This window comes from Paenibacillus sp. R14(2021) (assembly GCF_019431355.1).
GTDB lineage: Bacteria > Bacillota > Bacilli > Paenibacillales > Paenibacillaceae > Paenibacillus_Z.
The window spans coordinates 1,522,231-1,543,505 of record NZ_CP080269.1; the positions used below are offsets into that span (position 1 = coordinate 1,522,231).

The 21,275-nt window shown below is 50.2% G+C and carries 18 protein-coding genes and 1 pseudogene; 3 read left to right on the plus strand and 16 right to left on the minus strand.

Annotated features, from left to right (window positions below; all coding sequences use genetic code 11):
• Nucleotides 1–266: 266 nt before the first annotated feature.
• From KXU80_RS07305 to KXU80_RS07350, 10 genes are all read right to left on the minus strand, one after another.
• A complete protein-coding gene (locus tag KXU80_RS07305) occupies nt 267–1,442 on the minus strand; it encodes a sugar ABC transporter permease (protein ID WP_219837574.1) in 1,176 nt (391 codons plus the stop codon).
• Nucleotides 1,443–1,453: 11 nt separating this feature from the next.
• The gene (locus KXU80_RS07310) at nt 1,454–2,974 is read right to left on the minus strand and encodes a sugar ABC transporter ATP-binding protein (protein WP_219837575.1); all 1,521 of its coding nucleotides are present in this window, start codon (nt 2,972–2,974) and stop codon (nt 1,454–1,456) included.
• Between the two features lie 89 nt (nt 2,975–3,063).
• A complete protein-coding gene (locus KXU80_RS07315; RefSeq protein WP_219837576.1) occupies nt 3,064–4,164 on the minus strand; it encodes a sugar ABC transporter substrate-binding protein in 1,101 nt (366 codons plus the stop codon).
• Between the two features lie 214 nt (nt 4,165–4,378).
• A complete protein-coding gene (xylF, locus tag KXU80_RS07320; RefSeq protein WP_219838918.1) occupies nt 4,379–5,473 on the minus strand; it encodes a D-xylose ABC transporter substrate-binding protein in 1,095 nt (364 codons plus the stop codon).
• A 46-nt stretch (nt 5,474–5,519) separates the two neighbouring features.
• A complete protein-coding gene (locus KXU80_RS07325; protein WP_219837577.1) occupies nt 5,520–7,103 on the minus strand; it encodes a response regulator in 1,584 nt (527 codons plus the stop codon).
• Nucleotides 7,100–8,539 carry a sensor histidine kinase gene (locus tag KXU80_RS07330; protein WP_219837578.1) on the minus strand — a complete coding sequence of 480 codons (1,440 nt, stop codon included), beginning with the start codon at nt 8,537–8,539 and terminating at the stop codon, nt 7,100–7,102. Before KXU80_RS07330 ends, KXU80_RS07325 begins: the two co-directional genes overlap by 4 nt.
• Nucleotides 8,536–9,519 (minus strand): substrate-binding domain-containing protein, encoded by a 984-nt coding sequence (locus tag KXU80_RS07335; RefSeq protein ID WP_219837579.1) that lies wholly within the window; start codon nt 9,517–9,519, stop codon nt 8,536–8,538. The genes KXU80_RS07330 and KXU80_RS07335 overlap by 4 nt, the downstream gene beginning before the upstream one ends.
• Nucleotides 9,520–9,857: 338 nt before the next feature.
• Entirely contained in the window at nt 9,858–10,244 is a 387-nt protein-coding gene (locus KXU80_RS07340) for a GIY-YIG nuclease family protein (RefSeq protein WP_219837580.1), read from the minus strand.
• Nucleotides 10,245–10,280: 36 nt separating this feature from the next.
• Nucleotides 10,281–10,760 carry a DUF6530 family protein gene (locus KXU80_RS07345; RefSeq protein ID WP_219837581.1) on the minus strand — a complete coding sequence of 160 codons (480 nt, stop codon included), beginning with the start codon at nt 10,758–10,760 and terminating at the stop codon, nt 10,281–10,283.
• A 177-nt stretch (nt 10,761–10,937) separates the two neighbouring features.
• Nucleotides 10,938–11,732 carry a VOC family protein gene (locus tag KXU80_RS07350; protein ID WP_219837582.1) on the minus strand — a complete coding sequence of 265 codons (795 nt, stop codon included), beginning with the start codon at nt 11,730–11,732 and terminating at the stop codon, nt 10,938–10,940.
• Nucleotides 11,733–11,885: 153 nt separating this feature from the next.
• Between KXU80_RS07350 and KXU80_RS07355 the strand changes: the two genes are divergently transcribed.
• Together KXU80_RS07355 and KXU80_RS07360 are read left to right on the plus strand one after the other, a co-directional pair.
• A complete protein-coding gene (locus KXU80_RS07355; protein WP_219837583.1) occupies nt 11,886–12,605 on the plus strand; it encodes an MOSC domain-containing protein in 720 nt (239 codons plus the stop codon).
• A 193-nt stretch (nt 12,606–12,798) separates the two neighbouring features.
• Nucleotides 12,799–13,107 (plus strand): hypothetical protein, encoded by a 309-nt coding sequence (locus KXU80_RS07360; RefSeq protein WP_219837584.1) that lies wholly within the window; start codon nt 12,799–12,801, stop codon nt 13,105–13,107.
• Between the two features lie 368 nt (nt 13,108–13,475).
• On the opposite strand, the gene KXU80_RS07365 is transcribed toward KXU80_RS07360, so the two are convergent.
• From KXU80_RS07365 to KXU80_RS07385, 5 genes are all read right to left on the minus strand, one after another.
• On the minus strand, nt 13,476–14,402 hold the full coding sequence (locus KXU80_RS07365) for a TniB family NTP-binding protein (RefSeq protein ID WP_219837585.1): 927 nt from the start codon (nt 14,400–14,402) through the stop codon (nt 13,476–13,478).
• 148 nt (nt 14,403–14,550) lie between these two features.
• Nucleotides 14,551–15,930 carry a group II intron reverse transcriptase/maturase gene (gene ltrA, locus KXU80_RS07370; RefSeq protein ID WP_219837586.1) on the minus strand — a complete coding sequence of 460 codons (1,380 nt, stop codon included), beginning with the start codon at nt 15,928–15,930 and terminating at the stop codon, nt 14,551–14,553.
• Between the two features lie 610 nt (nt 15,931–16,540).
• Nucleotides 16,541–16,852 carry a VOC family protein gene (locus KXU80_RS07375; protein ID WP_219837587.1) on the minus strand — a complete coding sequence of 104 codons (312 nt, stop codon included), beginning with the start codon at nt 16,850–16,852 and terminating at the stop codon, nt 16,541–16,543.
• Between the two features lie 493 nt (nt 16,853–17,345).
• Nucleotides 17,346–18,260: a phosphotransferase gene (locus KXU80_RS07380; RefSeq protein WP_219837588.1), complete on the minus strand. Its 915-nt coding sequence runs from the start codon at nt 18,258–18,260 to the stop codon at nt 17,346–17,348.
• A 77-nt stretch (nt 18,261–18,337) separates the two neighbouring features.
• Complete coding sequence (locus KXU80_RS07385) at nt 18,338–18,814, minus strand: UPF0158 family protein (protein WP_219837589.1); 477 nt, start codon at nt 18,812–18,814, stop codon at nt 18,338–18,340.
• Nucleotides 18,815–19,061: 247 nt separating this feature from the next.
• Between KXU80_RS07385 and KXU80_RS07390 the strand changes: the two genes are divergently transcribed.
• A complete protein-coding gene (locus KXU80_RS07390) occupies nt 19,062–19,451 on the plus strand; it encodes a YmaF family protein (RefSeq protein WP_219837590.1) in 390 nt (129 codons plus the stop codon).
• 524 nt (nt 19,452–19,975) lie between these two features.
• Here KXU80_RS07390 and KXU80_RS07395 read toward each other — a convergent pair.
• Nucleotides 19,976–21,246, minus strand: a pseudogene (locus tag KXU80_RS07395) (IS110 family transposase).
• Nucleotides 21,247–21,275: the final 29 nt, after the last annotated feature.

Sequence of the window (21,275 nt, forward strand, 5' to 3'; positions counted from 1 at the left end):
AGACCTCGAAAAAAGTCGAAATAATGGTACCATATCAATATTGGGATGTCACGCGATATGGAATTCGATTAGCAAGCGGAGGCGATTGAGGATGAAACGATTACCTTACCAACGACCGATTATTACGTATTCGAGGTTCGATTGACATTGCCCGATCGTCAAATAAAAAGCTTGAATCCTCAACAACGGATCCAAGCTTCTTTCACCGGCACTATGAGAAGATACTCCACCTTATGGTGCCGTACTTGCACACTCGCGTCATGACCTTAACGCTTCTTCCTTCGCGTCATAACATCGAAGATCACCGCCGCGGCGAGTACCGCGCCGCGAATCATGTACTGATACGATATGCCGACGCCGAGCAGGTTCATCCCGCTGGAAAGCGACGCCATGACGATCGCGCCGATAATGGAGCCGGTCACCTTGCCCACTCCGCCGGCAGCGGATACGCCGCCGACATAAGCCGCTGCGATGGCGTCAAGCTCGAACAACGTACCTGCCGTCGTCGTTGCAGATTGCAGCCGCGCCGTGAATAGAATGCCGGATAACGCTGACAGCATGCCCATGGAGCCGAACACGATATACGTGATTTTCTTCACGCTGATCCCGCTGAGATGCGCCGCTTCCGGATTGCTTCCTACCGCGTAAATATGCCGTCCGAGCACGGTTTGCGTCGTCAGGAAGTGGTAAATAACGACGATCAGCAGCATGATAATGACCGTCCAAGAGAAGCCGTTATAGCCGGCAATAATCCATGTTATATAAGCGATGATCGCCGAGACGAATATTAATTTCACCACGAAAATACGGTCCGACACAACTTCGAATTTGTATTTCAGTTTATTTCTCCGCTTGGACAACTCGCTTAAGAGATAGAGCACAATGATGACGACCCCGAAGATCAAGGAGAGCACGTTCAAGCCGCCCACCTTGGCAAGCGCGGGAATGAAACCGTTGCCGATCGCATTGAAATGCTCGTCCTTGACGATGATGGTTCCGGTATTCTCCGTCACCCGCAGCAGCGCGCCTCTGAAGATCAGCATCCCGGCCAAGGAAGCGACGAACGATGGAATGCCGATTTGGGCGACCAAGAATCCGTTGAACAAGCCTACCACGATGCCAAGCACCAGGATAATGGGAATCGTATAATAGAATGGCACGCCGAGCTGCGTTAGAAATATCGCCGCAATCGCCCCTAGAAACCCAGCCGCGAATCCGACGGATAAATCGATATGCCTAATGACGATGACGAGCGTCATCCCAACCGCAAGCACGGCGATGTAGCCGGTCGCATCCAGCAGATTGCTGATATTGCGCGATGACATGAACAGTCCGTCCGTTAAAATCGAGAACGTCAGCATAATGACGAACAAGGCAATGTACATGCCGTATTCGCGGATGTTCACTTTAATGAGCGATCTGGCTTCTTTATAGAAATTCATATGACTTCCCCCTATTGCGTTGCAAAATGCATGATTTTTTCCTGATCCGCTTCGTCACTTGAGAGCTCGCCTGTAATCCGGCCTTCTGCCATGACGTAGATGCGGTCACTCATGCCGAGCACCTCGCCAAGCTCGGATGAAATCATGATGATGCTCATGCCCTCGCTGATGAGTTTGTTCATGATCGTATAAATCTCGAATTTGGCGCCAACGTCGATACCGCGAGTCGGTTCGTCGAGAATGAGCAGCTTCGGACCAACGAACAGCCACTTGCCGAGCGACACCTTCTGCTGATTGCCGCCGCTCAAATTACCGACAATCTGCTCCACGGAAGGCGCCTTGATGTTCAGCGATTGCTTATACGCGTTCGAGATCTTCACTTCTTCGTTGCTGTTGATGATGCCCCGACTGGAAATCTCGTGCAGGTTCGCGGCCGAGATATTGTTCTTGATGTCTTGGATCAGGAACAGTCCATCACCCTTCCGGTCCTCCGTCACGTATGCGATGCCTGCATCGATGGCATCCCGCGGATGCTTGAACTGGCTCTTCACCCCGCCAAGGGCCAGCTCGCCCTTCAATCTATACGACTTCGGATTGCCAAATATACTTTGTGCCAATTCTGTGCGTCCGGAGCCCATCAAGCCGGCAATGCCGACAATTTCGCCTTTTCTTACATGAAGATTCACGTTCTTCACGACTTCCCGGCCGAGACGAGTATCGTATGCAGACCAGTTTCGGATGTCGAGCACATCCTCGCCGAAGCTGTACGCCGCACGCTTGGGATAGATATCATCGATCTCACGGCCGACCATGTTTTTGATGATGACGCTTTCGGAAATTTCGCCTTTGGACGCGTCCAGCGTGCAGATCGTCTGCCCGTCGCGGAGTACGGTCGCCTTGTCCGCGATCGCGATGACTTCCTTCAGCTTGTGGGAGATCATGATGCAGGTGATGCCCTGCTTCTTCAGCTCGCGCAGAAGCTGCAGCAAATTCTCGCTGTCATCCTCGTTGAGCGCGGCCGTCGGTTCATCTAGAATCAATAGTTTAACGTTCTTGCTCAGCGATTTCGCGATTTCAACCAGCTGCTGCTTGCCGACGCCGAGATCCTTGATCAGCGTCTCGGGATTGACGTTCAGCTTCACCTTCTGAAGCATTTCCTTGGCCCGTACGATCGTACGATTCCAATTGACGAACGCCCCTTGCTTCACTTCATTGCCTGCAAAAATGTTCTCGTACACCGTCAGATCAGGAAACAATGCCAATTCCTGATAAATGATCGCGATGCCCGCTTTCACGCTGTCGCTGATGCGGGAGAAGCTCTGCACGCGGCCCTCGAACACGATATCGCCTTCATACGTGCCGTGCGGATATACACCGCTCAGCACTTTCATCAGTGTCGACTTGCCCGCGCCGTTCTCGCCGATCAAGCAGTGAATTTCGCCCTTCTCCACCTGAAAGTTCACGTTCGAGAGCGCCTTGACGCCCGTGAACGACTTCGAGATGGCTTTCATTTCCAACATGTTCGTACCCATCATCATGCACTCCTTACTGAGGCCAGGCTAACAAGCATGGAATAGCGACAGCGTTAGCTATCGCTATTCCGCAACATTTATTCGGTCACTTACAGACCCTTGAAATCCTTGGCCTCGTAATAGCCGGATTCGATCAACTTCGCTTTCACGTTGTCTTTGTCGACGACAATGACATCGGTTTGCTTCGCTTTCACGTCGATCTTGCCATTGTTGTAGGAACCGGTCGTTTGAGGCGTATTGCCGTCCAAGATGGCGATCGCCATGCCCATCGCGTCCTTCACGAGGCTGCGCACGTCTTTGAACACCGTCATGGACTGATGGCCGTCGATAACGTATTGTACGGATGCTTTCTCCGCATCTTGGCCAGTTACCACGTAGCTGGTCACGGCTTTGTCGGAACCGAATACATCGGCAATGGAACGCGCGGTGCCGTCGTTTGGTGCCAGGATCGCAACATCGCCCTTCATGTCGTCCGCCGCCGCGGTCAAGTGCGTTTGCGCTTTGTTTTTCGCTTCGTTGGCATCCCAGTTCGTCGTGACTTGGCCGATGATTTTGCTCAGCTGTTCGCGGGACAGATCCGCCATGTCTTTCAGTGCGACCGCTTCGCTGGAGTTGGCGATTTTGAACGTGCCGTCCGCAATCTTCGGCTGCAGCACGGACCATGCGCCTTGGAAGAACAAGAATGCATTGTTGTCGGAAGCAGCGCCGGCGTACAAGTAAAGCGGTTCGCCGCTGCCCTTAGCGTGATCAACGAGGTATTTGGCTTGCGCTGCGCCGACAGCCACGCTGTCGAACGTCACATAGTAGTCGACTGCGTCCGTCTTCGTAATAAGACGGTCGTAGGAGATGACCTTGACGCCGGCTTTCTTCGCCGACTCGACGGCCGCTGCGGCAGCGTCGCCGTCCTGTGGACAAATGATCAGTACTTGAATGCCTTTGTTAATCAGCGTCTCGACGTTCTCTTTCTCTTTCGCGGAAGAGCCTTGGCTGAACAAAATGTCCGTCGTATATTTCGTGCCGTCCAGCGCATCCTTGAAGCGCTGCTCATCCTGCACCCATCTCGGCTCATCCTTCGTCGGCAGCACGATCCCCACGCTGACCTTGCTTCCACCCTTACCGCAAGCTGCGACGACAGCCGCGAAGATCATAATCACGAGCACCAGCGAGATCCGTTTCAAACCTTTTCCCATTTTTGTTACCCCTCTCGAAAATGTACTAAAGCGCTTTCATGTCCAACTATAGCATCGCAGGCTTGTCATGAAAGCGCTAACGATTAGCACTTTTTGCATACCGTCTATACTATTTTGTCTTTTGCCTTAATCGCCCGCTGGATGCATCTTTAGAGAATGCCAAAAAAAGCGGCTTCCCGCATCGCTGCGAAAAGCCGCTTCTCACTTTCTATCCTTACTTGCCCTGGTCCACTTGCCGGTACACCTCTTCCCGGCTGTGAAATCCGTCCGCGATAATCGTCGTATCCATATTTGCCTTATTAACCGCGATCGGCTCGAGCAGGATGGCGGGCACGTCGACCTTCTTGTTGAAGACGGTTTTGTCCGTGCTGACCTGCTCGCCCTTCGCCATCTGAACGGCGAGATAGGCCGCCCGCTCGGCCAGCTTACGAATCGGTTTGTATACCGTCATGGCCTGGGTGCCTTCCACGATCCGCTGCGCGGCGGCGAGCTCGGCATCCATCCCGGATACGGGGATTCGCCCCGCCATATGCTGCGCGGCCAGTGCTGAGATCGCGCCCCCGGCCGTCCCGTCATTCGCCGCCATGACGGCATTAACCGCGTTATTGTTCGCCTTCAGCGCCGTCTTCATGTTCTCGAACGCATTCGACGGCTTCCATTCCTTCGTGAATTGATCGTAGACAATTTGAATATCTCCTTTGTCGACGAGCGGCTTTAGAATGTTCATCTGCCCCTGCTTGAACATATGCGCATTATTGTCCGTATCCGCTCCTTCGATCAGCACGTAATTGCCCCGCGGCACCTGCGCAACGATCGCACCCGCCTGCAGCTCGCCGACCTTCTCGTTATCGAACGAGACGTACAGGTCTACATCGGCATTGACGATGAGCCGGTCATAAGAGATGACTTTGATGCCCGCCTGATGGGCCTTCGCAACGATCGCCGCCGATACCTCGGCGTCATGGGGCACGACGACCAAGACGTCGACGCCTCGCGATATCATGCTCTCCGCCTGTTCGATCTGCTTCACGTCATCGCCGTTCGCCGCTTCGACGTCAACCTCGGCACCAAGCTGCTCGACTGCCGCTTTGAACAAATCCCGGTCCTTCTTCCATCGCTCCTCAAGCAGCGTGTCAAGCGATAACCCGATGACCAGCTGCTTGGTCTTCTGATTGACGCCCGCTTTATTTGCCGCTCCATTCGCGGCAGGCGGTTGACCGATCGTCTCTCCGTCCCCGCCCGAAGCGCAAGCTGCCAAGAGCGCAAGCAGCGCCGCCGCGAATAATCCCGTTAACCAGCTATGTCCCATGCTGTACTTCACCGTACACCTCTCCTTGGCTTTCTGCGCCTGCAAGCTACTTCTTGTTCGCCGGTCGCAGCAGCATTTTCCGGTAATCCGTCGGCGAGCAGCCGACAATCTTCCTGAACACCCGGCTGAAATAATTCGGATCATGATAGCCGATTTCAAACGTAATTTCCTTTAGGCTCTTGTCCGTTTCCTGCATGAGCTGCTTGGCGGTTTCCATCCGGCACTCCGTCAAATAATCGATATAATTAAGGCCAAAATGCGACTTGAACAGCTTGCTCATGTAGAACGGATTGCGATTAACCTGCGCCGCGACGCGCTCTAGCGACAGATCTTCATGCGCATGCGCCCGAATATACTGCTTTACCGTCTGAAGGAGGTCGGATTCCATGTCTTCCGCCAGCGTGACGGTCTTCTCAGCCAATTGGCCTACAAGCACGCGCGTTTCCGTCTTCAGCTGCATATAACTTACCGCTTGATGGGGGTAATACGGATTGTTCACGTCGATGCCCATCTCCTGCAGCATCCGCGTAATAACGATCAACACCTCGAACGCCCGCTGCTGCGCCATGCCAATCGAAGCGCCCGAGCCTTCATAGACGTCAATAATGCCGATGATGCCTTCAAGCGCTGCTTCCCAATAGCCGCGCCGCACCTCTTCCAGCACGCTCTTCTCCCTGCCCATCGCCATGCTTCCCGTTGTCGGATTATCGGGCCGTTCCAAATCCTCGTACAAGCAATACCTTGCTGGCAGCGACCCGTCAACGGAAGCGAGCAGCGACTCGTGATAGGATTTGCGCATATCCATGATGCTTCCGTAAAGTTCGCCGATGCCGATGAACGGCTCCTCCCCGCTCTTTCGGTGAAGCCATTGCACCAGCTTCCTGGCCAATCCGACCGCATAGCTTCGATAGGATTGCGCGCCGTCAACGAAGATCAGCAGCGGAATTTGCTTGCCGGACAACCGGCCGATCCAGCACGGGACGGCCGTAGTCTCCAATTGCTGAACGAGGTTCGCATAGATCGACTCTGCACGGCTTCCGGTGCTCCCATCATCCTCGCAGGGGCCGGGCAGCAGTACGTTCATGACGAAACAGCCGTTCATGGCGGGCAGTCCAAGCAGCTCGATCATCTCGCCCAAATGCTCGGACGGCACGAAATCAAAAAGCAGCTGCGAGACGATGTCCGCTTCGACGATCGGCAGCATTTTGCGCAGCCGTTCCCTGTCAAGCCGCCTGACCTCGCTTTCGCTCCGCGCCGCTTTGATCTCCTCCGCCACCTTGCCAATCGTATCCAGCACGACGGCTGTCTTGCTTGGCTTGAGCAAATAATCACGAACGCCCATCCGCAGCGCCTGCCGCGCGAATTCGAACGTATCGTAGGCTGTGACCATAATGAATGTAACGGTATCATTCGTTTCCTGGATCGCCTCGATGGCCTGCAGCCCGCTCATGCCCGGCATCTTGATATCCATCGTAATTAGATCCGGCTTCAGCAGCGCCGCGGCTTCGATTGCCTCCCTGCCGTTCGCCGCCTGACCGACGACGGCGATCTCTGGCAGTCCTGTTTCGAGGATTCTTTGCAGGGCGATCCGCTCGATGGGCTCATCGTCAACGATTAACAGCGTGATCATGATTTCGGCCTCCTCGGCAAAGCTAACGTTAAGCATGTGCCCTCTCCGGGCGTTGATTCCACCGCGATAATATCCTGCACCCCATAAAACAGCTGCAGACGGTCCAGCACGTTTCGGATGCCGATGCCGGTGGAATGCCCTTTATATCCAGCGCTGTCGACATGGGACAGCATGCGCGCGACCTGCTCGGACTCCATGCCTTGTCCGTTATCCTCCACCTGCACAAGGACGTGATTTCCTTCGTTCTTCACGCGCAGCGTGAGTGTACCTCCGTCTTCGGACGGCTCGATGGCGTAGATGAAAGCATTCTCCACGATCGGCTGCAGAATAAGAATCGGCACTTCGATATCAAGCGCATCCTCGTCAATGTCACGAACAATATTGACCCGGCTGCCGAAGCGCGCCTGCTGAATGGTCAAATATTCCTCCAGCACTTCAATCTCGTCACGCAGCGTAACACGGCTGTCCATGCGCCTCAAATTATAGCGGAGCATGCCGGCAACGGAGCTGATCAGTTCGCTCGTCTTGTCCGCTCCGGCAAGATAAGCTTCTTTCGACAGCATGTTGAGCGTGTTGAACAGAAAATGCGGATTGATCTGGCTTTGCAGGCTCTTCAGCTCGCTTTCCTTCAGCATGAGCTTGTGCTTATGCAGATCGTATTCCAGCTGCGCCTTGCTCTGGATCTCGTCAAACAGATTGCCGATGTTCAGCCGCATGTTGTCCAGCGTACGGGCAAGAAACGACATATCGTCGTTGTTATTCACGACGATGGGGTTCTGGAAATTGCCCCGCGACAGCTCTCGCGCGGATTGGGTCAGCTTCAGAATCGGCTGCGTGACGCTGTTGACGAAGCGATACGAGAACAGCAGCAGCAGCAGCGATACGAGCGCGAGCGTCCAGAAGCCCATTTTCTTAATATCATTGCTGCGGTCGATGATTTTGCGGTAGAAGGCGTCGTACGTATTCTGTTCGCCGCTGATCAATTCAAGCGTCATTTCGGAGATATAGGTCGAAATATTGGTTGCTTCGTCGAACTGCTTGATTCCGTTCTCATCGTCATTGTCCTTCTGAAATCGGACCGCGAGGTTCATCGCCTCGGACTGGCTCTCCATCATATGCTGGAAGTTATCGAGCACCATGTCGTTGCTGGGATTTCGGAGCCAATTCATCTGAGCTTTCGTCAGCTGCAGCTGGTTATTCGCAGAGACATACAGCCGCAGGCTCTCCTCCGTCGGCGACATGCGGTAATCGTTCAGCGTCGTCAGTGCCTGCCTGCTTTGCTGGGAGGCTTGGTTCATCATCAGATACCGCTGCAGAATCTCGTTGTACTTCTCAACTGTCCGCTGATTAAAAATACTCATCGAAATCCAAATGAATGCCATGATGATCCAGATAATGATCGACAGCATCATCATCTTGCTGCGAATGGTCTTCACCTTGCCGCCTCCTTCGGATCAGAGGCGATCACGATGCTGATCGGCGTATAATAGCTTCGGCCAAGCGGCAGCTGATCGCTGCCGAGCCAGCGTTCGATTAAGTCGACGCTCATTCGGCCCATTTCCTCGTAATGCTGCGACAGCCCGGCTTGCACGAGTCCATCTTGAATCAGCTTGACCGTTTGCGGTGAATTGTCGAACATGAACACCTTGTAGCCCTTCATACGGGAACGCGACTCCCCCGCTTGGACGATACTCTTGGCGGAGTCGGCTTTCAATCCGATGAATGCATTGATCGACGGGAAGTGATTAAGCATGTCGTACGCCTGCATGCTGGGCTGGAGCATCTCCGCGTCCTTGGAAGCGAAGACGAGTCGAATGCCCGTGAAGCCGTTCAACGCTTCGCGTAATCCTTTCAGCCGCAGCTGGTCCGTATCCATCGAATCGGGATTCGCGACGACACCGATAACGCCTTTGCCGCCAAGGTCGGCAGCGATCCGCTCTCCCATGAGGATGCCCTCCTGATAATGATCAGAGCCTACGTATGTTTTGCGAAGGCTCCCCGGCGCGTCGGAGTTGATCGTCACGACCGGAATGCCTCTCTCGGTTGCTTTGTCGACCATCAGCTCGAACTCTGGACGATCGACGCCCTCGATAATGATCCCGTTCACTTTGGAAGCGATTGCAATATCGATCTGCTTTAAAAGCTCTTCGAAATTCGACCGGTATACGCCGGAGAAATCCACCTTCATGCCGTGGGCTTCGCCCGCTTCTCTAGCGCCCTTCTGAATTTCGTTCATCACGTAGCTGCCCTGCTCCTGCGAGATCAGGACAATGTGCTCCGGATGCCTATCCGTCAAGGGAAATGAGGATGTGTCCATATCCATATCGCTTTGGAAAATCGTAAGCATGAGATAAATCGTTACCGCCAGCGCAGTCAAGCAGCTCGCGAACACCGCAATATAAATCAACCGTTTCATGCTTTCTCCCTCGGCAAAAGCAAATTTTGTAAGCTATTCTATCATGATTTCTGCGTTTCGGATAGATCGCCGGTCTCACGTTCATACCCGATAAGCCATCCTACCAGGTGAAATCAGCGCCAGTCGTTCATCGGGATTAGGACCGACATCATCCGCACACAGATGAGGATGCCCTCTCTCCGTATGAAATATGCAGTCATTTCCAGACTTGCAGCTCGTATCGTCACCTGAATCAAGATGCTGCTTCTGGCAAAGGAACCCCCACATATTGCCAGACCCGGCATCTCCGGCAACGGCAAAAAATCCGGTGCGGCTGCACCGGATCAAAGACCTGTTTCTTATCGTTTCACTTTGTTGTAGCCTTTGTCGCCGTAGGGCTGAAGCTTCTCCAGCCACAGCTCCCTCAGCGCCTCGACCTCTTCTTTATACTTGGCCAGCTCGGAACGGTCGTTCATGACTTCCTCGCGCGGCTTGATCTGATCCAGCTCCTCGAAGACAAAGATAGACCCGCCGTACAAATCCCAGTCCTCGCGCAGCTCCGAGATCGTGATCATGTTCATCTGCTTGGAAAATTCAAAACGGTTTCGAGCACCGTCGAGGTCCATCGTGCCGTCGATCCATACTTTGCCGTTCGTCGTATTGCGGATTTGATAGATGCCCATAGGCCGGAAGGACTTCGCGTACGCGGTCGCCAGTTCCTTCTTCTTCTGTTTATCGAGCGACATGCTGCTGCCTCCTATTCTGTCTGCTCAGCGTTAAGCTTAATAACCCAGCTCCTTCAAAATTCGGGACAGCGTCCGAAGCCGCTCGCCGATCATCTCGTCGTCCGAGCTGAGCGCTTGGCTGAACAGCTTGATATCTTCGTTGATCTTCTCGTTATCGGTGCATACCGCCACCGTCATGGCGTCGCCCTGCAGACCGATCCGGTCGATGACGGGATTCTCCTTATCGTACAGATCATCGTACCGGTACGCTTCCCTGAAGTGAGCGATGCCTCTGCTCACCAGAATAGCCAAATCCAGCACCCGGTGAAGCGGCAGCTCCTCCGATTGCCTGGACCATTTCTCGCCCGTATACCGCCAAACTTTAGCTGAGATATCAATCTTGCCTCTGTCATTCCACTGTGCAAGTCCGAGCGAAAGCCCCTTCGCGTCGGTATGATTGGCGTACCTGCCGTCGATCCCCTCGTAATTCTCAGAGACGATGACAGGCTTATGCTTTAATGTTGTTGGAATTTTCATTGCTGATGCTCCATTCGCTTGAAAAATATAAATAGGCTTTAAATGTAGATTTTATTTAGTAATTTACTAAATTACTAAATCACAAACTTGATTCTATCCCAAGCGGTTCGGCAAGTCAATAGGCGCTCAGCGCAAAAAAAACCGCCTTCAAAGGCGGTTCCGGCTGCATGTATAGGGCTATTGCGATTGGGGCAGCTGCAGAAGACGCGGTGTATTTTCGGGAAATCGGGTCAACGCTAGACGCAGCCGGTACCCTTCAAGCTCAAATTCAAGGCTGCTTTCGTCAGTCCTCTCATAGGGGAGACCGCTCGCTTCTAACCGAGTCGCAGCCTCCTCTAGATCTTCGGCACCGCTTACGCCGAAGCATACCTCCATCGACGGAGGCAGCGCCGTCATCGCGATGGGAACCCATTTGCGCTTCTTCGAAACGACGACCGCATGCGCCGTACCTCCGATCGCAAACGTAAAATCGTCGAATACGCGATCGAGCTTGACATGCAAGAGCTGAACGAGCTTTTGCCTGAAGCTGGCGACTTCGTCGACCGGAAACCCGATCTCTCGCATATACAGAATCTCTAACACGCCGTTTGGTTCTACGACGCCTTCCTTCACGTAAGTATGCGAAATCAGCTCCAGCAAGTGGCCCTCGCCGTCACGGAAATACACGTTCTTCCCCGTCTCGAAATCATCGACCGCCCTGCCGTCGGACCATTGCAGCAGCGTAATGCCAGCCGCTTCAAGCCGACTGACCGCCGAATCGAAGGCAGAATAAGCAACCTCGAATGCCATATGAACCGGAGCAATCGGCTCGGCAGTATCCGTAAAGACAAGCGTCGTATGCGGCGTTGGCCGGAAATGAATCTCCGTATCGGATTCAAAGGCAATATCGAAGCGCATTTGATTATGATAGAATTGTTTGACGCCCTGAATGGAAACCGTGTGCAGATGAAGCTCGGCGAAATGCGTAATCATGCAGCGTCACCTCCCCTTAAGTGGTTATATTTACCATTATACTATACTTAGTATATGTTTATGTTTATAAAGTGGCAATCATTAAATAAACACCTGAAGATGAGGACATGAACGCCTTAACGCCGACTACCTGCCAGAGAGGATTTAGCTCGCATGAAAACCATTGGTAAACTACTAGAAATTACCCGTTACCCCGTAAAATCATTTGCAGGCGAACGTATGCAAGCGTGCGGCATCGAATCGTACGGAATGCAAGGCGACCGTATCGCCGCCTTCGTAGATGAAACGCGCGAAGGCTGGAACAGCTTCATTACCGCGAGAACCATCCCGGTCATGCTGAACTATCAGGCTAGGCTTGGAGGAGACGGACAAGCCGATCGGCTGCGCATCATTTCGCCAGATGGGCGAAGTCTGCTATGGGACGAGCAGCTGCGGGAGGAAATCCAGCAGCACAGCACCCAGCCCGTCTCGCTGAAATCATACGCCGAGCCCATTGATGGTCTAATGGCCGTTGACGCAGCAAGCCTGCTCATCGTGACGACAGCTTCCCTCCTGAAGCTGGAGACGCGATGGGACAAAGCGATTGATTCTCGCAGATTCAGACCGAATCTGCTGATCGAGCTGGATGATACGCTGCTTCAGGAAGGCGAGCTGATAGGCCGCAGTATCGCGATCGGCGGCGCCGAGCTCCAAATTAACGAATACTGCGAGCGCTGTTCCATGATTACGATCGAACCCGGTACGCTCGAACGGGATAAATCGCTGCTCGCGGCCGTTAATGAGCATTTCGAGCTGCATTTTGGCCTCTACGCTTCCGTTAGACGACCCGGCGGCGTTCAAGCCGGCGACGAGATCAGACTCCTTCACACTTAAGCATTGACATGCGGCGGTCCCGGACGGGATCGCCGTTTCTTGTGTTTGAATAAGAGACAGCCGCGACCGAACTTCGGCCGCCTGCGAGCTGACAATCACCGGCATCTGTTCCTGGGGGACATCTATCTTGCAGACTATTGGACATCTATATTAGCAAATGGAAGAGATAGAATATAGTGTATGAAATAAGCATATGGGGGTTGTCGAAGATGAGCATTCGAAGCGCAAGGGCCGTAACATTTATATCATTTACAACATCTCGATTCACAAAGGAAACAACATTACGGTCGAACAGCGGGCTGAATGCGGCGGTCAAATTAATCGGAACGTAGGTACGAATGCGAACAAAGGCGGCCAGAATGCACTCTTCGGAAGAAAGACGGCCAACTTCAAATCGAACTTTGCGAACGGGAACGGAAGAAGCGGCATCGCCGGCAAGAAGATCGACGAGCAAAGCGGTCAAGGCTCAGTAAAACGGATCAAAGTCAAACGCGGCAACTAATCCATAACGAGCGAAAAACGTCCTTTTGCGGGTGTGTGACGTCAGAATTTATGAGAAAATAGTTGCGAAAAAGATTGATTTATGAAGGGGTATTTTCAGAATTAATGAGAATATTGAGTAGATGACTGTCCATAAAAGGGCCAGAATACATAATTAGTGAGAATTTACGCATTTTGTCAATTGTATATTTATTCAAATGAATTTATATGGTGTTCTCCAAGTAAAATGTAACATAAATAATACCCCCGATCATCTTTGATCGAGGGTATTATTTATACAACGAAACTAGTCTTGAAATTCAATTATATTTCCATATTAATGCGTTTGAATCCAAGTATATGCATTCGGCGTGATAGTAGATTTGGCATTTAACTTCTTGATTCCTTAGCTAAAAATGGATCTGCGATGTTCGATCGACTATGGAAAGGAAGCTCCATATCTATTTTTTGGAGAAACGTACGGAAATCGATGATTTCTTTCAGCGTCCCGTACTTAAAAGGTTCTAGACTAACTTTGTTACAATATCTTCGATCCAATTGCGGATTGCTCAAAAACACACTTACAGATTCCGGCATTCCGCATAATACAATTGCAATTTTAATTTCTTCAGTAAATGTCTTTACCCAATTCGATGCTGTAGTAAGAACATGGTCTGTATCGGCATCAATTAAGTGCTGAAATTCATCCAGAATGATCATTTTGATACCAAGCTCACGCACAAAATAATGGATACGACTTGTTAAATCAGTCAATGTCCCTTTATGATGACCTGGATCGCCCATCACTTCTAGAATCTTGGAAGCAAGCATTTTAGGCGTTGCTTTTGGGGGTACTCGTACGTGTAATACCGTAATATGAGTGTATTCCCCTTCATTCGTTTTTACGAGCTCTCTAGGATAGCGAGCAGTAAATTCCTCTGTTACTGTACTCTTTCCGACCCCTGTAGGACCGTAAATATATAACCCTTCAGGACTTACAGAACCCTCGGAAAGGACCAGCATCATCTCTAATTCTTCCAGAAGTTCTCCGTAGCCAGGGTGATGAACGATAATTTTCTTCACATGCTCAACACGTCTTTTCAGTTCTTCGTTGCTAGCTTTCTTACCATTTAAGCTTTCAAAACTCATATTTAAATAAAAAGAGTCGTCTGAAAACTCATTGTGATAAAACGTTATTGAAAACTTATCTTGTGCAATATGGGCATAAGCAAAGTGGTATTCAGACAAATGAATCTCATTTTTTTCCGCTTCTTTCTGAACATCCGAATAAATACCTGAAAACTTTTGCTCTAACAATTCCAATTCTTCAATAACTTAGAGTGCCATTTACTTCCTCCCATTCTCTCTTTTTCTTAAGAATATCCTTCTAGTTTGCATTTGTAAAATTCGTTATTATTTGCTCAACTAAGTAGAGTAAAGGGCTGGGGATCCCAGCCCCTCCTCATCAAACCGTACATGCAGTTTTCCCGCATACGGCTTTCCGACGTTCTTCATCCAGGGCAGTACGGTTTTTCCATGTGCATAATGTTTTCAGTCCTGTACGTTGAAGCAGAACATGCATCTCTGACCAATTCTGCTTACGCTTTCTGTGTTTGTTATTCCAGAACAGTCTCAATCTCCTCAGGATGTACCAGTCCACTTTCACCAGGAAACGGTTTGCCATACTTCGATCCACATCCAGATGAGCATAGAAGTTACGCCATCCTTGGATCATCGGATTCAGCAGCTCGACCATCAGCTTTAACGGCCAGTTTAACCTGCCTCTAGATGCCGTTTCTTCCTTCACACGCGTGCGCATCTTCTTCATTGCTTTCTTCGATGGAAAGCTTCGCAGTCGATACTTTGTCCCGTTTTTATGGAGGTAAGGCATTTTCCGATGATGAAAGCCAAGAAAGTCGAATCCGTCTTGGTTCTTCCAAAGACACACTAGCTTTGATTTGGATGTGTTCATGGTCAATTCCAGTTTCCAAAAGAGCGCTTTAAGAGTACGAATCGCCTCAAGAGCCTGCGGTTTGTAGCGGCACAGAATGACAAGATCGTCGGCATACCTTACCAGCTTTCCGAGGTGAGAAAACCGCTTTTCCCATATCGTATCCAGGTAGTTGAGATAGATGTTGGCCAATAGCGGAGAGATTACGCCGCCTTGTGGGCTTCCGATCTCCGTTTTGTGCCATACGCCATCCTTCATAACACCTGCTTCAAGCCACTGTCTAATTAACTTCAGAATACGCCTGTCGCAGATGCGCTCTTCGACCAGTTTCATCAGCTTGCTGTGGGAGATATTATCGAAGTAGCCTGTGATATCTATGTCGACCACCCAGTTGACAATGCCCCAATTGATGCTTTCTCGGATGCTATTAATCGCCTGATGAGCCGATCGCTTGGGGCGAAATCCGTACGAGCAATCTTTAAAATCCGCTTCGAATATACCTTCGATCACCAATTTTGTCGCCATCTGAACAGTCCGGTCACGGACGGTTGGAATACCTAAGGGTCGTGTCTTTCCGTCCGGCTTCGGAATCTCTTTCCGTTTGACCGGAGTCGGTCGATATTCCCCATTCATTAGCTGTTGCCTGATCTCTTCGATGAAGGATTCTTCGCCAATCTCTCGAACGATGAATAAGATCGTTTGTCCATCAATGCCAGCACTGCCGCGATTCGTTTTCACTCGAGTCCATGCTTCTTGCAGGATATCTTTCCGGAATACTTTGTCATACAGGGCATGAAATTTACGCTTGGGGTTTTCCTTAGCCGCAAGATAAAGGGTATTTTGGAGTTGTCGAGCGTTTTCATTGGTGGCGTTAGCCGTGTATTCGGCATTCACTTGCTCTTACCTCCTTGATATCCCGTGAACGAAGTGGGGTATTGCCTCTCGGCGCCCTTCCCTCCCCGGGGTTATGTTGTCCGCCGGATCATTGGTAGTATGGCCCCCTCCGACTCCCTTCCCGCAGCTCGCCACTTCACCTTTAGGGCTTATAGGTTTGCTCGTTACGAAAAAAAAAAACTTCGTGCGGGGGAGGGTCTCCCTAGTTGCAGACACAACTGTCTCTACATGCCGATCCCTTTACACCGGAGGGTTCTTATGCGCTGCATTCCAAGATCTTCGCGCGTTCCATGGCCTTCGCCGGGGCAGTCGTGGCTCGGCTCCCTCTTGTCCCTTTCGGGTTCACTTTCACGATGCGGTAGGATTCATTTTCATTACGGCCTGCAGATTTGCTTCATCGCGAAGAGTGCGACTTTTTTCGCAGGGCTTCAGCCGCCGGATTTCGCCGACGTCTGCCTGCTAGCTACGGAGCGGCTTGGTCCCTACCCCGACTGAACTTGCATCAGTAAGTTGTGTCTAGCTTAGCTAGGCGCGCACTGCCCGTTAGTTGAGAAAACGGCAGCCATAAGCTGGCTGCCGTATCTTCGTGTTTATTCAGCTATCGTGCCCGTTAGCTCAATGCTTTCTTACTATCAGTATACATGCCTCTTTCTTCAACCGCCCGAATATAGTGCCCATCTGGATCGTAAAAGGTGAAATAACCGAAATCATTAGTAAAAACAGGTTCTTTATCAATAAGGGTTCCAGCTTGTTTTATCCGTTCATGCAAAGCAAGCAAATCATTCGTTAATATCTCAACCATCGTTACGTACCCCGTGCTGCTTGTGACAAAAAATGAACGAGGAAATATAAACTTCAATTGCGTTACATCTTTCGCTTTGGTTTCCATCAAAAAAATACCTGGGCCATTTCCATTTTTCAATGCTATATGTGCTTCTCCAAACGATAATCTGCTGAAATCAATTCATAGCCCAACACATAACAATAAAAATCCACCGACTTTTTTAAGTTTGTGACTGGAAATCTCATGCAGCAGTAACCGATCACATCTCCACCATTCGTTTTATTGTTCAACATATTTTACATTCTCCCTTCTATGTCGATGATCGCCATTGCTGCTGCTCAGATAAATTCCGAGCATTTGAGAGTGCAGCTTTCCTTGAATTTATTGATTCGTTAAAAATTCCCACTATCCTGCCCGTTAGTTGAGCGAAGGCAGCCGAACATTTCCGATCGGCTGCCTTCGTGTCTTAATTGAACTATCGTTTCCCGTTAGCGCAACGACTTACTCTGTTGAATTTCGTGTTCCTCAACATAAAGCGGCATCAGAGAAGGCGAATCGTACCTTATCGCGGCCTTTAAACGACAAAATGGTGCCGATAGCCATAGCCCATAGCTGCAACGAAATAATGAGCCTAATCCGACAGTGCCCGCATGATGTTGGATTTCGCCTCTGCCGCAATCGCTTCATTCCTGTCATCGACCGCTTGCATCAAGATCAGTACGGGGATGTATACCGCGATCAGCCGCGCCAGCAGCTTCGTTTCCTCGTCCGCTCCTCCGTAAGTTTCGAAAAACACGCCGCGAGCGTATGGTGGTAAAAAGCTGTAAGCAACGCTCAAATCGCAAGCCGGATGGCCTACGCTCAGATCGCCCCAATCAATGATGCCGGAAACGATCCCGTTCTCATTCACAAGCATATTTTTGAAATGAAGATCGCCATGTAGCAGTGCATTCACCGCCTCGACACGGTCCGTTTGCAGCCTGCTAATATACGCTTCGATCACACCGGACTCCTCCGGCGACAAGTGTTCAACCACCTTCGATAGAAAGCCCTCCAATTTCACTTTGCGCGATGCTATGTCCGTCAAGCTTCGATGATCTTGCTGAACTCCGCACTTCAGCGCCGCCTGCACCGGAAACTCATGCAATCTCCGCAAAAATTTCGCCAGCGTCTCTGCCGATAAAGCCCGGCGTTCTTCCGTCAAACCGATGGGGAAATCTCCTGGCACGTAGGCATAGCCAAGAAATGGTGCCGGGTATTCGTCACTTGCTTCGCCATAAAACAACGGTTTCGGATAGGGGATGGTCATATATGCCTCCAGCTTCGGCAGCAGCTTCCCTTCCATACGAATCGAGCCAACTGCAATCGTTCTTCTTGGAAACCGGAACACGTACTCGTCACCGATGAGAAAAACCGTATTGTCCCAGCCCCAGCCCAATCGCTTCACTTGCTTCGATGACAGCTGAGGGAATTGTCTGCCGATCAGCGTCCGCGCCTGCTCTTCGTTAACCTCCCACTCCGCATCCCATACATTCGTTCCTCCCATGAAATGGCTGCCTCCTCGTTCCTTACTTTATTCAGACGTTTACATTCCCTGGAAGTTACGCATAACTGCCCTTTAGCTTAATGCTGGATTTCAATATCGTGACCCTTACACCATTCAATTACTAATTCCTTTATCTTTCTTTCTTTGTAGTCATACCATTGTTTATCAACACCATGTTCAATAATGTTATCTTTGAATCTTCGGAATGCTCCTCGCCCTTGAATATCTACAAACAGTTTTTCTCGAATTTTTTCATCCTCTAATGCCCCAATAAAATCTTCCATGAGTTCATATTCATTGAAGTCATTTCTTAATGTAAAGTCGATGTAGATTCCATCTTCATCTTCAAGAATCTGGATTGCTTTTGCGATGTTCTCTCTTTGCCATTCAGGAAATTTTTCGAGTGGCTTTTCATCTTCAGCCGCTCCAATTTCTTCTCTTGTTAGCATAAAAACTTCTCCTGTTGCTGAATTAATGTATGTAAAAGTATCGTCTATTTGCATCTCAATTTCACCAACTAAATCAATTAACTTAACTGGTTTCTTAGCCTTCATATTCGATTTCTCCCCTTATAATTACATCTTAATTAACATCCTGTCCAAAAAAAAATCAGCTACCCTGGACGAGAAAAACTCCAGACTGCCGCTGCAGATTGAACTACCGTTCCCAGTTAGATTAATGGACCATTAGTTATTCTTGAGCATCAGAACATTGAGCTGTATGGGCTTAAGCCGCTTCCTACATCTTCATTCTCCATAGACTAATCCTGTACTTTATTACTTTTAAGGAAAGGAGCCCATTATGAAAATTCCCGTTATTGGGTTTGTAATGGATTCTGGAGATGATGATCCTCAGCACTCACACAAACTTTATATAACTTCCTTCAATGGAAACCCGGTTCATGTTCATTCAATTTCCGGTATAACATCAATAAATGACGGACATTCTCATCAATACGCGAGCTGGACTGCCCCTGCCCCCACCGGTGTACCTCATGTCCACAGCTATAATACCTTTACTTCCATGAATCAAGGTCATACCCATCGCATTCAGGGGAACACTGGTCCCGCCATTGCTCTTCCTGGCGGTGGACATTACCACTTATTTGAGGGGTATACGACAATCGATGGCAGTAACCCGCATTCGCATGCCTATAGCGGGCGAACAAGTAATGAAGTCAGTAGTCGATAAGCTATGAATTCACCTCTCCCTTAGTTCTTCTCATTCCTTCATATCATAATTTTACCATGAATTGTAACGAGACTGCCCGTTATCGCAACGACGGCAACCGATCGTTCTGAGGCCGGCTGCCGTCGTGTCATGATTGAGCTCCCTCAGTACGATTCATTTTTCTCACGAATACTCGCTTATTCGCAGGATTTCACCCTTGCTAGATTTGCGGAAAGACTGTTTGGGCAACCCTGTTGAAGACCAGGACAACATGAAGGCGTGAGGAAATAGAGGGGGAGATTAAAACCCCATATCCTTCCATATGCTGCATGCATTCTCCACGCCGCCCCTGGAGGTTTTCACTCCCATGTCGGGGCGGGTCGATGCCCTCTCATTCCTTCGTTACGCCTGTCCAGGGGGTGGAGGCCGGTCTTGCTATCGTTACGGGTCGGTGCCCTTTGATTCAATCACATCCGGTACCCCGTGCTTTCTTTGAAATCCCGCGAATAAGCCAAAATTCGTACGACAAACGGTAAGTTATCGACTTAAGCTGCTAGCCGAAACGGCATCGTTTTGTGGGGATTGTAGGCTTCACTACTACGAGCCATCGCTACAAGAATGCGAGCCAGTTTACCACAGAGCTTCATCAGAGACCTCATTTTCTTCATCTTCTTCACCTGAACATTGTATGCATGCATCGCCTTGAACTCCGGATTATTCGCGGTCAAGCTCAATGTCATCATGAAAATGAAACGTCGAAGGCGAGATCGTCCGCGTTTACTAATCTTCATCTGTCCAGTCCATTTGCCCGAGCTTGCCTCTGCGAGGTTAAGACCAGCATGACGCAACAAAGCATTGCCATGAACAAAGCCGCTTAAATCCCCAGCTTCGCCCAGAATACCAGCCAATGAAATGGCACTAATCCCTTTGACAGCAAGCATGGATCTAGCAAAAGGGATGCGGTCCAAAACTGCAATAATCTCTGTCTCCACATCTTGCAGCTGCTCACACGCTAAGTCATATTCAGCGAGAAGTTGCTTTAAGTGAAGCTTGTACGCATGCGTTGCTTGAGTAGAGCCAACAGAATGTCTAGCAAGAGCAATTAGGGCCTGAGCCTTCTTGTTTCCAGACTGACGTTGCATAATGGATTTCCACCCTCTCACCACGTCCTGAGGCGTTAAATTTCTCAGTTCTTCTGGTGTCGGGAACAGACGTAGTGTCGCCAATGAACCTCTGCACATCAGCTTCTTAAAAACTTGACGTAGCTCAGGGAACACGACGTCAACCCAACGATGAATTTGGTTCTTTGCACTAACGAGTCTTGTAACGACGGAGTCCCGGTTTGAGAGAAAGACCCGAAGCTCTTCAAAAGCTTCAGACGTTTTGCGAATGAACGAATAGTAGCCGTTTTTAACCATGTCTGCGATGACAAGAGCATCTTTTTTATCGCTCTTAGATGGCGTATTGTCTCGGTTTTCCTTATTCTTTTTCACGAGATGAGGATTAACAAGAACAACTTCAAATTGCTTCTCAGATAGCCATCTGGAGACGCTTAGTCAGTAATGCCCCGTTGGTTCCATACCTATGATAGCGGAATTAAAGTTATGGGCTGCCTGCAACGACTGGATCCAGCGATGAAGAATCTGAAAACCTTCTTCGTCATTTGAGAAAGATAGGGGATTGCCGATTACGATCCCGCGAAGTTTACTGCACGTGCAACGTGCGTTAGTTGTGCGATGTCGATCCCGACGACGAGATGCTGAGCGGTAATTTTTTCAATGAGTTGATTTTGTTTGTCCTGCGATTTAAACTTCATAGTAGAGCGTCCTCCTGGATGATGGGATT

What these genes read in the sequence shown, in the direction of transcription:
- KXU80_RS07305 (WP_219837574.1), bottom strand. Translation starts at nt 1,442, where the DNA reads ATGAATTTCTATAAAGAAGCCAGATCGCTCATTAAAGTGAACATCCGC.
- KXU80_RS07310 (WP_219837575.1), bottom strand. Translation starts at nt 2,974, where the DNA reads ATGGGTACGAACATGTTGGAAATGAAAGCCATCTCGAAGTCGTTCACG.
- KXU80_RS07315 (WP_219837576.1), bottom strand. Translation starts at nt 4,164, where the DNA reads ATGGGAAAAGGTTTGAAACGGATCTCGCTGGTGCTCGTGATTATGATC.
- xylF (WP_219838918.1), bottom strand. Translation starts at nt 5,473, where the DNA reads ATGGGACATAGCTGGTTAACGGGATTATTCGCGGCGGCGCTGCTTGCG.
- KXU80_RS07325 (WP_219837577.1), bottom strand. Translation starts at nt 7,103, where the DNA reads ATGATCACGCTGTTAATCGTTGACGATGAGCCCATCGAGCGGATCGCC.
- KXU80_RS07335 (WP_219837579.1), bottom strand. Translation starts at nt 9,519, where the DNA reads ATGAAACGGTTGATTTATATTGCGGTGTTCGCGAGCTGCTTGACTGCG.
- KXU80_RS07340 (WP_219837580.1), bottom strand. Translation starts at nt 10,244, where the DNA reads ATGTCGCTCGATAAACAGAAGAAGAAGGAACTGGCGACCGCGTACGCG.
- KXU80_RS07345 (WP_219837581.1), bottom strand. Translation starts at nt 10,760, where the DNA reads ATGAAAATTCCAACAACATTAAAGCATAAGCCTGTCATCGTCTCTGAG.
- KXU80_RS07350 (WP_219837582.1), bottom strand. Translation starts at nt 11,732, where the DNA reads ATGATTACGCATTTCGCCGAGCTTCATCTGCACACGGTTTCCATTCAG.
- KXU80_RS07355 (WP_219837583.1), top strand. Translation starts at nt 11,886, where the DNA reads ATGAAAACCATTGGTAAACTACTAGAAATTACCCGTTACCCCGTAAAA.
- KXU80_RS07360 (WP_219837584.1), top strand. Translation starts at nt 12,799, where the DNA reads ATGGGGGTTGTCGAAGATGAGCATTCGAAGCGCAAGGGCCGTAACATT.
- KXU80_RS07380 (WP_219837588.1), bottom strand. Translation starts at nt 18,260, where the DNA reads ATGGGAGGAACGAATGTATGGGATGCGGAGTGGGAGGTTAACGAAGAG.
- KXU80_RS07385 (WP_219837589.1), bottom strand. Translation starts at nt 18,814, where the DNA reads ATGAAGGCTAAGAAACCAGTTAAGTTAATTGATTTAGTTGGTGAAATT.
- KXU80_RS07390 (WP_219837590.1), top strand. Translation starts at nt 19,062, where the DNA reads ATGAAAATTCCCGTTATTGGGTTTGTAATGGATTCTGGAGATGATGAT.